The following is a 13,855-nucleotide window of genomic DNA, read 5'->3' as shown; positions in this document are numbered from 1 at the left end:
CCGTGATGCAGATCCTCAAGTCCTGTCAGGGTATTGCCGATACAAGAAGGGCCTATCGTGATTTCGGCCTTGCCTGTCGGCAGGAGCGTCGTCGCAGGAGCGCAGCGCTCCGGGACCCGCGAAGGTCAGCCCATTGAGGAGTCATCCATGTACGGTTCCAATCGTCAGTACGCCGAGCAATACCGCAAGGTCGGCGTGTCCACCAGCGTGACCGAAGCCGACCCGCACAAGCTGGTGTCGCTGCTGTTCGCCGGCGCCTGCCAGCGCATCCGTCTGGCCCAGGCCTGCCTGGTGCAGGGCGACCAGGCACGCAAGGGCAAGGCCATCGGCGAAGCCTGCGCGATCGTCGGTCACTTGAACGGCTCGCTCGATCACGAAGCCGGTGGCGAGATTGCGGGTAACCTGTCGGCCCTGTACGACTACGTCATGCAGCGCCTGACCGCAGCCAATCTGCACAACGACGACACCGCGTTGACCGAAGCGCTGGATCTGCTCAGCGAAATCGATTCGGCGTGGAACTCCATCCCCCTTGAACAACGCGGCCTCTCCGCCGTTTCGTGAGTCCAATCATGCATAGCGTGCAAAGCCTTCAGGCCGAAATGGCCGACATCCGGATCGCCATGGCGAACGAGGAATTCGAGGTCATGCCGCTGATGCTGGATACGCACGACCTGCACCTGCGCCAGTACGCGCAGCACGTGGACCTCGACCAGGACCGCGATGCCCTGCAGACGCTGCTGACGATGCACCAGGACCTGATGCGGCTGATGCGCGAGCGTCAGCGCAAGTTGCTGGATCTGATCCGCACCCAGCGCACCTCGTCGTCGGCCAGCCGCGCCTACGCCCGGGTCGGCCGGATCTGATGTCCGCGCCCGGCACACTCGCGCCGGCGGCAGAGGCCGAGCTGTTCGCCGACACGCTCAGCTGCGAAGTGCGCCTGCCGGCCGGCTTCCATGCCGGTGGCGACGCCGGCGCACACAGCGCCGCAGAAACCCTGCTGCGCAGTCTTGGCCAGGTCGAGGATCTGCGCAGCGAAGAAGCCAGCGAAGACCGCGGCGAACTGCCGCTATTGGTTCAGCGCATGGACGCCAAGCTCGATCTGATGCTGGCGCTGATCGGCCGCCTGGTGCGCCAGGGCGACAGTGGCCTGATCCAGAATCTGGTGCACTGGTCGGTGCGCGGTATCCGCCTGAATTGCGCAACCAGCCATGCGGCGGGCACCACGGGCGTGGTTTGCTTGCAACCGTCCGATTGGCTTCCTGAACTTGTACAGCTTCCAGCACAGGTGCTGGCAAGCGCAAACGACGGTCACGATCAGTGGGTGTGGCTGCGCTTCGCGCCGCTTGCACCTGGGTTGCAGGATGCTCTGGAACGTCATCTGTTTCGTTTGCACCGCCGCCAGATCGCCGAAGCCAGGCGCCAGCGCTGACGCCGCTAGTTGGCGTCAGGCGCCGGGTCGGCTAAGGTGCCCTATACCGAAAAAGGTCCCTTCTGCGCCGTGCGAGTCATCATCGTCGACGATCACACCCTTGTCCGTGCAGGCCTGTCCAGGCTGCTGCAAACCTTCGCCGGCATCGATGTCGTTGGCGAGGCGAGCAACGCGCAACAAGCCCTGGATATGACATCCCTGCATCGCCCCGATCTGGTGCTGATGGACCTGTCGCTGCCCGGGCGCAGCGGACTGGACGCCATGACCGATGTGCTGCGCGCCGCGCCGCGCACGCATGTGGTGATGATGTCCATGCATGACGACCCGGTGCACGTGCGTGACGCGCTCGATCGCGGCGCAGTTGGCTTCGTGGTCAAGGATGCCGCGCCGCTGGAGCTGGAGCTGGCGCTGCGCGCTGCGGCTGCCGGCCAGGTGTTCCTGAGCCCGCAGATTTCCTCAAAGATGATTGCCCCGATGCTGGGCCGCGAAAAACCGGTCGGTATCGCCGCCCTGTCGCCCCGCCAGCGCGAGATCCTGCGCGAGATCGGCCGCGGCCAGAGCAACAAGGAAATTGCCGCCGACCTTGGCATCAGCGTCAAGACGGTGGAAACCCATCGCGCGCGCATGATGGAGTCGCTGGGCTGCCGGCGTGCGAACGATCTGGTGTTGCTGGCGGCCAAGCACCACAACGAGCTGGTCTGAGCAACTCCCGCAGGCCGTTTGCCCGGTTGTCAGGATGGTGAAAGGGGCATCCGGGCCACTTTGGCCCAAAACAGTGACGGAATTCCGTCAGGCACGCTCGAGCTCGCCGAAAATGTCAGGGAATTCCTGACAGTCTGTCAGGAAAATCACGAGTCACCTCACCTGACTCCCCGATTAGAAACCCGTCGTATTGTCCTGCAAGATGCGTTCCATCGCTGCTGCGTGCAGTGCCCTTCGGAAGCGCTTCGATGAAGACGACCATTTCCGCCCAGCTTGGCCAGCAACTGCACCTCACCCCGCAGCTGCTGCAGTCGATCCGTCTGTTGCAACTGGACGGCATGCAGCTGGAACTGGAAATTCGTCGCGCGCTGGAAACCAATCCGTTGCTGGAGTTGGAAGAGCTGGCCGATAACGGGGATGAGGCCACCACCAACGACGATGGCGCCACCGACGTGGCCGCGTTTGACGAGTTGCCGGAAAGCACGATGTGGGACGTGCAGAGCAGCAGCTGGAACGATGGCGACGACGACCGCATGCAGCGCGTGGCCGCCGGCGAGTCCACCGACCCGCATGTGCGCATTCTGCGCGAGCTGGCGCTGGATCTGGACGAGGCCGCATTGGGGGCGGCCGCGTTCTGGCTGGAGCAGACCGACGATGCCGGGTATCTGAGCGACGCGCTGTCGACGCTGCAGCAGCTCGGCGCCACGCGCCTGGGTATGACCGTGGAGGCAGTGGAAGCGATCCGCCAACGCCTGTTGCACGGCGACCCGGCGGGCCTGGCCGCCTGCGACCTGCGCGAATGCCTGCAAGCCCAGTTGAGCGCCCTGCCCGGCCGCGTTCCGGCCCGTCATCTGGCCGGCCGCATCCTGGCCGGCGATCTGGACCTGCTGGCCAGCCACGACTACGCGCTGCTGGCGCGTGCCCACGACGCCGAAGTGGACGATGCGCGCGAAGCGGTGCGGCTGATCCTGTCGCTGCAACCGCGCCCAGGCGACGACCTGCTGCAGGAAAGCAACGCCAGCGTGATTCCGGATGTGCTCGCCTGGCATGCCGACGACAGCTGGCGGGTGGCGCTGAATCCGGCCACCACGCACCGGGTCAGCATCAACCCTGTGCACGAACGCGCACTGGCCGAGGCTGGCGATGCCGCCCAGCCGCTGCGCGACATGCTGCAGGAAGCGCGCTGGCTGACCCGTGGGCTGTCGATGCGCTATGAGACCCTGCTGCGCGCCACCCGCGCCATCGTCGAGCGCCAGGCCGCCTTCCTGGCCCGTGGCGAGGAAGCCATGGCACCGCTGACCCTGAAGGAAATTGCCGACGAGATCGGCATGCACGAATCGACTATTTCGCGCATCACCACCGGCAAGTACCTGCAGACCCCGCGCGGCACCTTCGAGCTCAAGCATTTCTTTGCCGTGCGACTGGAAGGCGCCAGCGTCTCCGGCCAGGCGGTCAAGGCCATGGTGCGTCGTTTGATCGAGAGCGAGCCGGCGGGTCGCCCGCTGGCCGACGAAGCCATCGCCGGCCTGCTGTCGCGTCAGGGCGTTAATATTGCGCGCCGGACCGTGGCCAAGTACCGCGAACAACTGGACATCGCCCCGGCACGCGAGCGCCGCCGCACCACCAAACCGCTGCTTGCGCGAGCGGGATAAGGACTACTATGAGCAAACTCACCGTGCTGCTGGTCGACGACCACGAGGGCTTCATCAACGCTGCGATGCGTCATTTTCGCAAAGTGGAGTGGCTCAATATCGTGGGCAGTGCCGCCAATGGACTGGAAGCGATCGAGCGCTCTGAGTCGCTGCGCCCCAATGTCGTGCTGATGGACCTGGCCATGCCGGAGATGGGCGGCCTGCAGGCAACGCGTCTGATCAAGACGCAGGACGATCCGCCGTATATTGTGATTGCGAGCCACTTCGACGATGCCGAGCATCGTGAACACGCTCTTCGCGCGGGTGCTGACAATTTTGTCAGCAAGCTGTCCTATATCCAGGAAGTCATGCCAATCCTGGAGGGCCTGACGGAAGGAGCCAGGAATGAGTGAGTCCCGCATTCTGTTGATCGACAGCGACGCCGTGCGCGCCGAGCGCACCGTCTCGCTGCTCGAATTCATGGACTTCAATCCCCGCTGGGTCACCGACGGCGCCGACATCAACCCTGGCCGTCACCGCCACGACGAATGGATGGCGGTGATGGTGGGCTCGGCGCAGGACGCCGCGCAGGCCGACAAATTCTTCGACTGGCTGGCCGATGCCAAGCTGCCGCCACCGGTGTTGCTGATGGAAGGCAGCCCGAGCGAGTTTGCGCAATCCCACGGCCTGCATGAGGCCAACGTCTGGGCACTGGATACGCCGTTGCGGCATGCGCAGCTGGAAGCGCTGCTGCGCCGTGCCAGCCTCAAGCGACTGGATGCCGAACACCAGGCCGGCGTGCAGCAGGACACCGGCCCAACCGGCAACAGCGAAGCGGTGACGCGGCTGCGTCGCCTGATCGACCAGGTGGCCGCATTCGACACCACAGTACTGGTGCTGGGCGAATCGGGAACCGGCAAGGAAGTGGTGGCACGCGCCATCCATCAACATTCGCCACGCCGCGACGGGCCGTTCGTGGCCATCAACTGCGGCGCGATTCCGCCGGACCTGCTGGAAAGCGAACTCTTCGGCCACGAAAAAGGCGCCTTCACCGGCGCCCTGAGTGCACGCAAGGGCCGCTTCGAAATGGCCGAAGGCGGCACGCTGCTGCTGGACGAGATCGGCGACATGAGCCTGCCGATGCAGGTCAAGCTGCTGCGCGTGCTGCAGGAGCGCAGCTTCGAGCGCGTCGGCGGCGGGCAGACCATCCGCTGCAACGTGCGCGTGATCGCCGCCACCCACCGCAACCTGGAAGCGCGCATCAGCGACGGGCAGTTCCGCGAGGACCTGTTCTACCGGCTCAACGTGTTCCCGATCGAAATGCCTGCACTGCGCGAGCGCGTGGACGATCTGGCCATGCTGGTGCAGACCATCGCCGGGCAGCTGGCACGCACCGGACGCGGCGAAGTACGCTTTGCCGACGAAGCCTTGCAGGCGCTGCGCAGCTACGACTGGCCGGGCAATGTTCGCGAGCTGACCAACCTGGTGGAGCGCCTGGCGGTGCTGCATCCAGGTGGACTGGTGCGGGTGCAGGATCTGCCGGCGCGCTATCGCGGTGACTTCGCCTCGTCCATTCCGGTCGAGTTGCCGCCGGAGCCAGCGTTGGTCGCCGCACCCACCGACGCCACAGCCCTGCCCAGCAATGTGGTGACGCTGCAGCCCAAGCCCACCGACGCCGAACCGGCCTCGGCAGCCAGCCTGCCCGACGACGGCATCGACCTGCGCGGGCACATGGCCAACATCGAACTGGCGTTGATCAACGAGGCGCTGGAACGTACCCAGGGCGTGGTCGCCCACGCGGCGCAGCTGCTAGGCCTGCGCCGCACCACCCTGGTCGAAAAGCTGCGCAAGTACGGCATCGACCGCGAACAGACCGAGTTGGCGAACTGAGCGTGCCGACGCACGTGAGGTTCCGCTCGCTGGCATAGCGCTTGCTTCCTCCGGGTACACCGCCCGCGGCCACCGGCTGCGGCGTAATCCCGACATCCACCCGCACCAGCGAGGCATTGATGCCCATCCCCGTCACCAGTCCGCTGCTGCCGCCGCTGGAAGACTTTCTGCCGTATCTGGAGCGGATCTGGAGCAGTCGCATCGTCAGCAATGGGGGCGAGATGCACCGTGCGCTCGAGCAGGCGCTGTGCGATTACCTGGGCGTGCCGCATCTGGCCCTGCTGACCAACGGCACCACCGCGTTGATCACCGCCCTGCAGGCGCTGCGCATCACCGGCGAAGTGATCACCACGCCCTACTCCTTCGTGGCCACCGCGCATTCGCTGCTGTGGAAAAGCATCACCCCGGTGTTCGTGGATATCGACCCGGTGACGCTCAACATGGACCCGTCCAAGATCGAAGCAGCCATCACCCCGCAGACCACCGCGATCATGCCGGTGCACTGCTATGGCACCGCGTGCGATACCACCGCCATCACGCGCATCGCCGACATCTACAACCTCAAGGTGATCTACGACGCGGCGCATGCGTTTGGCGTGCGCGATGCCGGCGGTTCCATCCTGCGTCACGGCGATCTGAGCGTGTTGAGCTTTCATGCCACCAAGGTATTCAACACCTTCGAAGGCGGCGCCATCGTGTGCCCGGACGAAAGGACCTATCAACGCATCGGGCATCTGAAAAATTTCGGTTTCGTCGACGAAACCACGGTGGTGGCGCCGGGCATCAACGGCAAGATGAACGAGATCAGCGCAGCGTTCGGCCTGCTGCAGCTCAAGCATATCGACGAGGCCATTGCGCAACGTAGCGCCATCGATGCGCAGTACCGGCAACGCCTGAGCGAGGTGCGCGGCATCCGCTGCGTCGCAGCACCGCAGCATTCCAGCGCCAATCATGCGTATTTTCCGATCCTGGTGCAGGACGACTACCCGCTGGCGCGCGACGCGCTATACCAATTGATGCGCGAGCACGGCATTCTGGTACGACGTTATTTCTATCCATTGATCAGCGACTTCCCGATGTATCGCGCCCTGCCCTCCTCGGCACCGGCGTGGTTGCCGGTGGCCCGCTCAGTGGCGGCCCAAGTATTGTGCCTGCCGATCTTTCCCGGCTTGAGCAGCGACCAGGTCGATACCATTGCCGATCTGATTGCCGGTCAACAGGCAACTTGAACGCACCACGCTGCACCTGCATTCCAGACTCCCATCCCTTCAACAGGCAACCAGGCGAGATCGCATGACCCAGGCAACATTTATCGAAAACTTCCTCTCCGCTACTGACTTCCAGGAGCCGGTGGAGGTCACCGTGGACACCGTGCTGCTGGAATTGCCGGAGTGGGATTCGCTGGCTGCGCTGGGCGTGATCGTGATGTTCGACATGGAATACGGTAAGACCATTACCGGCGAAGATCTCGCTGCCGCCGTCACCGTGGGCGATCTCTACAAACTGACCGAGGCGTAATCACCATGCCGACCTCCACGCTGCACAACGTCCGCTTTGCCGGCATGGCGGCCTGCGTGCCGAAGCGGGTCGTGTCCAATCTCACCGACTGCCGGCCGCAGATCCGCTCCGAACGCGAGCGCCTGGTGCGCAACATCGGCATCGAGACCCGGCGCATGTCCCAGCCCTGGCAATGCTTTTCGGACCTGGCCTTCGATGCGACCGAAGTGCTGCTTGAGAAGCTGCAGTGGAAGCGCGAGGAGATCGATGCACTGATCGTGGTGACGCAATCGCCGGATTACCCGATCCCGGCCACCGCGATCATCCTGCAGGACCGGCTGGGCCTATCGCATGCCACGGTGGCCTTCGACGTCAACCTAGGCTGCTCGGCCTATCCGTTCGGCATCAACCTGCTGGGCTCGATGATCGCCGCCGGCGGCGTCAAGAAGGGCCTGCTGCTGGTCGGCGACCGCAGTGCCAATCTGGAAGACCCGATCTTCTCCGATTCCGGCACCGCCACCGCGCTGGAGTTCGACCAGAACGCAGCACCGATGTATTTCGACCTCAACAGCGACGGGAGCGGTTACAGAGCCATCATCCTGCCGGTGGGTGGTCAACGCGAGCCTGTGGCCATTCAGCACCTGCTGCCTTATCGTGAAAACGAGAAGGATCGCTGGCACCAGGCTACCGATCTGCAACTCGATGGCACCGCCGTGCTCAGCTTCTCGACTCAGCGCGTTCCTCCCGCAGTTGAGAAATTGATCGCGTATGCCGGTGTAAGCAAGGATGACATCGATTACTTCGTATTCCACCAGGCTAACCGGATGATCAATGAGACCATTCGCAAGAAGCTCGGCCTTGCGGTCGAAAAGGTGCCGTCCACCCTGCGGGACTTCGGCAACACCAGCGGCGCATCGTTGCCCCTCACCATGACCGCACGGATCAACAAGGAACTGGAATCTGGTCCAAAGCGTGTACTGCTTTCAGGCTTCGGGATCGGGTTGTCTTGGGGCACCTGCCTGGTAGATATCGAAGGCGCGGTGTTTCCGGAGTTGATCGAGTCGTGAATTCCGCCCTCGATCCGAACGACGCTTTCTCGCTGCAGAGCAAACGCATCCTGGTCACTGGTGCATCTTCAGGCATCGGACGGCAGATCGCACTGAGCTGCGCGGAGATGGGTGCGCAACTGATCATCAGCGGTCGCAACGAAGGCCGCTTGGCCGAAACCTTTGCCACACTTGAAGGCACAGGGCATGCGCAGGTGATCGCGAACCTCGACAAGCAGGAGGACGTCGACCATCTCGTGGCTTCGGTCGGCGTCTTGAATGGCGTCGCACACGCGGCCGGCATTGCCCGGCTAGCACCATTCCGGATGATCAACCGCGCGCACCTAGACGAAACCTTCGCCAGTAATGTCTATGCACCGCTGCTACTGACGCGCGGCCTGCTGGCGAAAAAGCGCATCAACGCTAACGGCTCGATCCTGTTTATCTCGGCGATCGGCTCGCACGTCGGCCCTGTCGCCACAGCCGCCTACTCTGCCAGCAAGGCCGCCCTGCTCGGCGCCATGCGTACCCTGGCGCTGGAAGTGGCCAGGCAGGGGATTCGCGCCAACTGCATCGCACCCGGCTATGTGCGCACGCCAATGCTCGACGGCCTCAACCAGAGCGGCGGCAACATCGACGATCACGCAAAGCTGACCCCGCTGGGGTTGGGCCAACCGGAAGACGTCGCTTATGCGGCAGTGTTCTACCTGTCCGATGCCAGTCGCTGGGTCACCCGCAACTACTTCGTCGTAGATGGGGGTCTGACCGTGCCGATGGATATCTACGCATGAGTAATCCAACTCGCAAAGCCTTTTCCCTCAGTGGCAAAACCATCCTGGTGACCGGCGCGTCGTCTGGCCTTGGCCAGGAAATCGCACTGACCTGCGCGCAGCGCGACGCTCGCTTGGTCATCAGCGGTCGCGATCCCGAGCGTCTCCAGCAAACGCATGCACAACTGGCGGGCGACGGGCATGTGCAGGTGCCGGCCGACCTAACCGTTTCGGAGGATCGAGAGCGCCTGGTGCAAGCCAGCCAGCGCATCGACGGTGTCGTGCACTGCTTCGGCGGGCAAATGCTGTCGCCGATCCGCCAGCTGAAAGAAGAACTGATGACGCGCATGTACCAGGTGCATTTCCTAGCGCCGGTCATGCTGACCCAGCGTCTTCTGCAAGCCAATGCCATTAACGCGCAAGGCTCCATCGTGTTCATGCTGTCCACCTCCGCGCATATTGGGACACGCGGCGTGGGGCCTTATTCGGCCATGAAGTCGGGTCTGCTGGGCATCATCCGGTGCTTGGCGCTGGAACAAGCGAAGCATCGCATGAGAGTCAACGGGATTTCGCCGTCGGTCGTGCCCACCCCGCGCCTTTGGGGCGAAGACACAGGTCTCAACGAACCACTGAACCAACAACGCGCGCGCCATCCATTGGGTCTGGGCACACCGCAAGATGTCGCCAACGCTGCGGTCTATCTGCTGTCCGACGCCAGCCGTTGGGTCACCGGCACCAGCCTGGTCATGGACGGCGGGGCGGTGCTCTGATGGAACGCGTCCTCATCATCGGCGCCAGCGGCTGGGGCCGCGAAGTCCTGGAGCAAATGCGTAATGACACAGGGAATGGCAAGGACTGGCTGATCCGCGGGTTCCTGGACAGCCGCGCCGATATCCTAGACAGCTACGGTGTCGACATACCGATCATCGGCGATCCGATGAGCTACCTGCCACAGCCTGACGATGCATTCGTCTGTGCGATGGGCAATCCCTACGACCGCCACCGCTACGCCCTGCCGATCCTCGAAAAAGGCGGACGGTTCATCCCAATCTGTACCGACGTCCGCCTGGGCAGGCGGGTGCATTTTGGCCAGGGCTGCTTCTTTGGCCTGATGGTCCATTCCGGGCCGGACGTGCGCATCGGCGACTTTGTCACCATCCATGCCCAGAGCATGCTCGGGCACGACGTCCGCATCGGTGACTACGTGCACGTAGGCGCAATGGCATTCATGGGCGGCGGCGTACAGATTGGCGACTTCGTCACCGTGCACCCGCGCGCCACCCTGATGCCAGGCGTCAAGGTCGGTGACGGCGCAGTCATCGGAGCCGGCGCGGTGGTCCTGAAGGACGTACCGGCCGGCGCAACGGTGTTCGGCAATCCGGCCCGAATCGTGTTCCAGAAAGCCATTTGACAAGGCAGTGACTCATGCGCTCTCGAATGCATCCCAGGTACTACCTGTCACCAGAGATTTTTGCCCGCGAGCAGGAAAAGATTTTTCGCAAGGTTTGGCTTTTCGCCGGTCTGAAGACCCTGCTGACGGAGAACAACAATTTCATCACCCGCAAAATCGCCGGCATCCCCATAGTCATCCAGAATTTCAACGGCCAGTTGCGCGCATTCGAGAACGTGTGTCTGCACCGCAGTGCGCCGCTCCAGACCGCGCCGACCGGACGACGTCCGCTGGTATGCCCCTACCACGCTTGGAGCTACGACCAGGACGGCGCGATCAAGAACATCCCCGAATGTCGTGCGCTGTATCGCATAAGCCAGGCCGAACAGCAGAAGCTCCGGCTGCGGGAGTTCGCCCTTCACGCGATCGGCAACGTGCTGTTCGTCAACCTGGACAGTGACCCGATGCCGATCGAGGAGCAGTTCCCGGCGCACTTCATTTCCATGCTGGAAAGCAGCTCCAACCTGTATGACGGCGAGGTGATGGTGACCACTTGGCACTGCAAGTTCAATTGGAAGCTGGCGTACGAGAACCTGCGCGACGCCAATCACCCGCGCTTTGTGCATCCCAAGAGCCTCGCCCGCGAATTCGACTTCATCCCCTACGTCGATACTGAACTTGCGGCCGAAGGCCTCCGTCCCCTGGCCGACACCAGCCCTACAGGGCTGCGCGCCGAGATGCGCCGCTTCAGCTCGGCCGGCGCTGACGCGCCGATCACCGAGCCCACGCCCTTGCCATTCCATGACATGGTCGAGCGCTGGGGTGAACAGGATGCCTATTTCAACTGGCTGGCGTTTCCCAACATGCATATCGCCTGCCCCAATGGCGGCTATTCCTTCACCCTGGAACATCACATCCCCGTGGCCCCGGACAGGACTGATCTGGAAATCTATTGGTTCACCACGCGCAAGAAGAAGCCTTATGCCTTTTCCAGCTGGAACCTGCTCTCGCACATGCATGGCAGCCGGCTGGTGACAGGCGAGGACGTGGAGATCATGGAACATGTGCAGTCGGCACTGCACATGGACGCACCGATGCCGACCCAGGGGGTCTACGAGTTCACCAACCGCTTGGTGGAGCGCTGGTACGCAACACTGATGGAGACAGAACATGGCCTCTAGATGCGTCATCGGAACCGGCATCTGTCTGGAACAAGTCTTCAATGCCTGGAGGCAGGCAGAGCCGCAAGACGACGTGCGCAGGATCGAGGTTTCGCTACGCACCGACTACAACTTTGACTTGGACGCCCTGGATGGCCTGGACCCGACTGCGGACAGACTGTTCATCGCCTACGACGAACGCTTCGGCAACTTCAAGCGCATGGAGCTGATGCAGCTGGCGATGGCGCGCGGCTTTAGCCTGGAATCTTTCGTCAGCACGTCGGCCATGGTCGCTGCCGACGCAGTGATCGGCCGCAACTGCTTCATCGGCGACGGCGTGGTGATCGGCGCGGGCAGCCGTATCGACTACAACACCGTCCTGCAGAGCGGAGTCAAGATCGGCGCTGGCGCGCATCTTCGCCCCTCATGTTGGTGCGAAATCGGCGTAAATATCGGCCAGGGCACGGAGATCGGTGCGCACACCATCCTGCGTATGGGAGCGCTGGTCGGCCCTGGGGTCCGGATCGGCCGCCACTGCGAACTGGGCTGGCCACAACTGTACAACCGGGACGTGCCCAGCCGCACGGTGTACGACACCCGCTATGACGAGCCCATCCATGTCTATGGCCATTAATTCCAAGGAAGTTGCTCGATGAAAGATTACGCTCTGAAAAGCGGAGAGAGATATCACACGCTCGACCAGAATCTGGTCGGCGGAGACCACTTGTGGCGATATCGCTACGCAGCCTCGCGCCTACCCAAGAGCCCTGCCCAGCTTTTCGGCGCGGACGTGTTCTGCGGTTCCGGATATGGAGCGGCGCTGGTGGCGCGCGAAACCCAGGCTTCGATTCTCGCAATCGACGGATCGGAGGAAAGTATTGCCGTGGCGCGCCGCAAGATCCACGCCCCAAGTATCATTTGGGCCGCCAAGTTGTTTCCCTTCGACTTACCCGACGGCTGCTTCGACTTCGTCATGAGCATGGAGTCGCTAGAACATGTCAAGAATCATGAAGCTCTTTTCTGGGTATTGAGCAAATCCCTGAAACACGGCGGGCAGCTTTTCATTTCCTGTCCCAATGAGAGTGTCATGCCATACACGGGCTACAAATGGCATTACCGCCATTTTGTGCCGGAAGAAGTTCGCGCGCTCGCACTCGAAAATGGGCTTGAAGAAGTCGCCGCATTCTCAACCCTGTGTTGCGGACTTAAAGATGGAAGGAGCGCGATCTTCTATCCCCACCAGATGCGCAACGACCAAGCCCTGGATGTTGAAGTCGGCGACACCATGTTATTTGAGTTCAGGAAGCCATGATGCGAATTTATGCAGCCGGCTGGGCCTTGCAGAGTCCGGCACTCAATTTCTTCAAACGGTTCCTAGTGCTGAATGCGATTCAGCTATCGGGCATCGTGTATCCGCGCCAAATCCCCGATGATCTGGACGGCATCCCAGTGCTGGACTTCGAAACTGCCAGAAACGAACTGCACGTGGGAGATATCGTCCTGGAATGCCATCGTCCTGGCGTAGATGACATGCGCCTAGGCACTGCACTCAGTGAGTTTTTTGCAACGCTTGGTATCCAGACAATCGGCGTGACAGCCTTCATTTCCGGACTGATCGAGCAGGATCAGGACGATCTCCTGCGCTTCCCGGTTGCCGGCGTCACCTCGACCGACTTGCGCGGCTTGCGCGATAAACCGCTACCGCGCCTTATTGAAGACGGCTTCGTCGATCTACGTTCTCATGAGGTAGCCACCAGGCTCGATGCAATCGCCAGAAGCTGCGACTGGGACCAGATGCTCGCCTTCGATCAGGATCAGACTCTGGAGGATGAGCTGCGTGTCGTCCTAGCAGAGCTATACGCTTACGGTATATTCCAACGTGTGCATGTACTGGACACGCCACTGCCCTTTCTGGAGGCGCTGCTGGCCCTGAAGATCCAGGCACCCGAAAGCGAGTTCGTGGTGGAACTGGCCGCCGCCGCAGCAAAGGCGCTAGGGCCGCAACTGGAATTCTATCGGCGCAGCCTGGGCTGTCTTCAGGTCGCTGAGGCGTCGGATGGGGTTACTTACTTATCCGGTTCGGTCAATGCGATTGCCAGCGTGCTGCACGCAGGACATATGAGTGCTCCTTCGGTTTTCTTCATGCGACGTTCGATCCTGGACATCGACACCATTCGGCGCGCGAGCGGCGCCCAGCCGTATCGCATCATGCTGCGTCAGCCAGACACCAGCCCTGGCAACCTGATTGCGGCGCTGATGAACTGAAAGCCGAAAAGTGCCCCTCCGTGGATGCAACCTTTGACTGTTCAAGATGATCGATCACCGATGATTTGCGATGCC

The 13,855-nt window shown here is 62.5% G+C and carries 17 protein-coding genes; all 17 read left to right on the top strand.

What is annotated here, in order from left to right; all coding sequences use genetic code 11:
- The first annotated feature begins 147 nt into the window (after positions 1-147).
- The 17 genes from fliS (at position 148) to A7D17_RS20410 (ending at position 13,780) form a co-directional block, all read left to right on the top strand.
- Positions 148-561: a flagellar export chaperone FliS gene (gene fliS, locus A7D17_RS20490; RefSeq protein WP_029219813.1), complete on the top strand. Its 414-nt coding sequence runs from the start codon at positions 148-150 to the stop codon at positions 559-561.
- An 8-nt stretch (positions 562-569) separates the two neighbouring features.
- Entirely contained in the window at positions 570-863 is a 294-nt protein-coding gene (locus A7D17_RS20485) for a hypothetical protein (protein WP_064510800.1), read from the top strand.
- Positions 863-1,429, top strand: a complete 567-nt coding sequence (locus A7D17_RS20480) for a PilZ domain-containing protein (RefSeq protein ID WP_064510799.1) — start codon at positions 863-865, stop codon at positions 1,427-1,429. The genes A7D17_RS20485 and A7D17_RS20480 overlap by 1 nt, the downstream gene beginning before the upstream one ends.
- A 69-nt stretch (positions 1,430-1,498) precedes the next feature.
- Positions 1,499-2,131, top strand: a complete 633-nt coding sequence (locus tag A7D17_RS20475; protein ID WP_003482986.1) for a response regulator transcription factor — start codon at positions 1,499-1,501, stop codon at positions 2,129-2,131.
- 248 nt (positions 2,132-2,379) lie between these two features.
- Entirely contained in the window at positions 2,380-3,783 is a 1,404-nt protein-coding gene (gene rpoN, locus A7D17_RS20470) for an RNA polymerase factor sigma-54 (protein WP_064510798.1), read from the top strand.
- An 8-nt stretch (positions 3,784-3,791) separates the two neighbouring features.
- Complete coding sequence (locus tag A7D17_RS20465; protein ID WP_005997154.1) at positions 3,792-4,175, top strand: response regulator; 384 nt, start codon at positions 3,792-3,794, stop codon at positions 4,173-4,175.
- Positions 4,168-5,652: a sigma-54 dependent transcriptional regulator gene (locus tag A7D17_RS20460; RefSeq protein ID WP_029219809.1), complete on the top strand. Its 1,485-nt coding sequence runs from the start codon at positions 4,168-4,170 to the stop codon at positions 5,650-5,652. The genes A7D17_RS20465 and A7D17_RS20460 overlap by 8 nt, the downstream gene beginning before the upstream one ends.
- A 119-nt stretch (positions 5,653-5,771) precedes the next feature.
- Positions 5,772-6,881: a DegT/DnrJ/EryC1/StrS family aminotransferase gene (locus tag A7D17_RS20455; protein WP_064510797.1), complete on the top strand. Its 1,110-nt coding sequence runs from the start codon at positions 5,772-5,774 to the stop codon at positions 6,879-6,881.
- 64 nt (positions 6,882-6,945) lie between these two features.
- Positions 6,946-7,170 carry an acyl carrier protein gene (locus tag A7D17_RS20450; protein WP_064510796.1) on the top strand — a complete coding sequence of 75 codons (225 nt, stop codon included), beginning with the start codon at positions 6,946-6,948 and terminating at the stop codon, positions 7,168-7,170.
- 5 nt (positions 7,171-7,175) lie between these two features.
- Positions 7,176-8,216 (top strand): ketoacyl-ACP synthase III, encoded by a 1,041-nt coding sequence (locus A7D17_RS20445; protein ID WP_064510795.1) that lies wholly within the window; start codon positions 7,176-7,178, stop codon positions 8,214-8,216.
- The gene (locus A7D17_RS20440) at positions 8,213-8,986 is read left to right on the top strand and encodes an SDR family NAD(P)-dependent oxidoreductase (RefSeq protein WP_064510794.1); all 774 of its coding nucleotides are present in this window, start codon (positions 8,213-8,215) and stop codon (positions 8,984-8,986) included. Before A7D17_RS20445 ends, A7D17_RS20440 begins: the two co-directional genes overlap by 4 nt.
- A complete protein-coding gene (locus A7D17_RS20435) occupies positions 8,983-9,735 on the top strand; it encodes an SDR family NAD(P)-dependent oxidoreductase (protein ID WP_064510793.1) in 753 nt (250 codons plus the stop codon). The genes A7D17_RS20440 and A7D17_RS20435 overlap by 4 nt, the downstream gene beginning before the upstream one ends.
- The gene (locus A7D17_RS20430; RefSeq protein WP_064510792.1) at positions 9,735-10,376 is read left to right on the top strand and encodes an acetyltransferase; all 642 of its coding nucleotides are present in this window, start codon (positions 9,735-9,737) and stop codon (positions 10,374-10,376) included. Before A7D17_RS20435 ends, A7D17_RS20430 begins: the two co-directional genes overlap by 1 nt.
- 14 nt (positions 10,377-10,390) lie before the next feature.
- Positions 10,391-11,536, top strand: a complete 1,146-nt coding sequence (locus tag A7D17_RS20425) for an aromatic ring-hydroxylating oxygenase subunit alpha (RefSeq protein WP_064510791.1) — start codon at positions 10,391-10,393, stop codon at positions 11,534-11,536.
- A complete protein-coding gene (locus A7D17_RS20420; RefSeq protein WP_064510790.1) occupies positions 11,526-12,149 on the top strand; it encodes an LbetaH domain-containing protein in 624 nt (207 codons plus the stop codon). The genes A7D17_RS20425 and A7D17_RS20420 overlap by 11 nt, the downstream gene beginning before the upstream one ends.
- A gap of 18 nt (positions 12,150-12,167) precedes the next feature.
- Entirely contained in the window at positions 12,168-12,827 is a 660-nt protein-coding gene (locus A7D17_RS20415; protein WP_064510789.1) for a class I SAM-dependent methyltransferase, read from the top strand.
- Entirely contained in the window at positions 12,827-13,780 is a 954-nt protein-coding gene (locus A7D17_RS20410; RefSeq protein ID WP_153042010.1) for a hypothetical protein, read from the top strand. The genes A7D17_RS20415 and A7D17_RS20410 overlap by 1 nt, the downstream gene beginning before the upstream one ends.
- Positions 13,781-13,855 lie beyond the last annotated feature (75 nt).

The sequence above is a fragment of the Xanthomonas floridensis genome (genome assembly GCF_001642575.1).
Classification (GTDB): Bacteria; Pseudomonadota; Gammaproteobacteria; order Xanthomonadales; family Xanthomonadaceae; genus Xanthomonas; species Xanthomonas floridensis.
Note: the sequence above shows the minus strand (reverse complement) of the source record. Positions and strands in the feature narration are given on the sequence as shown.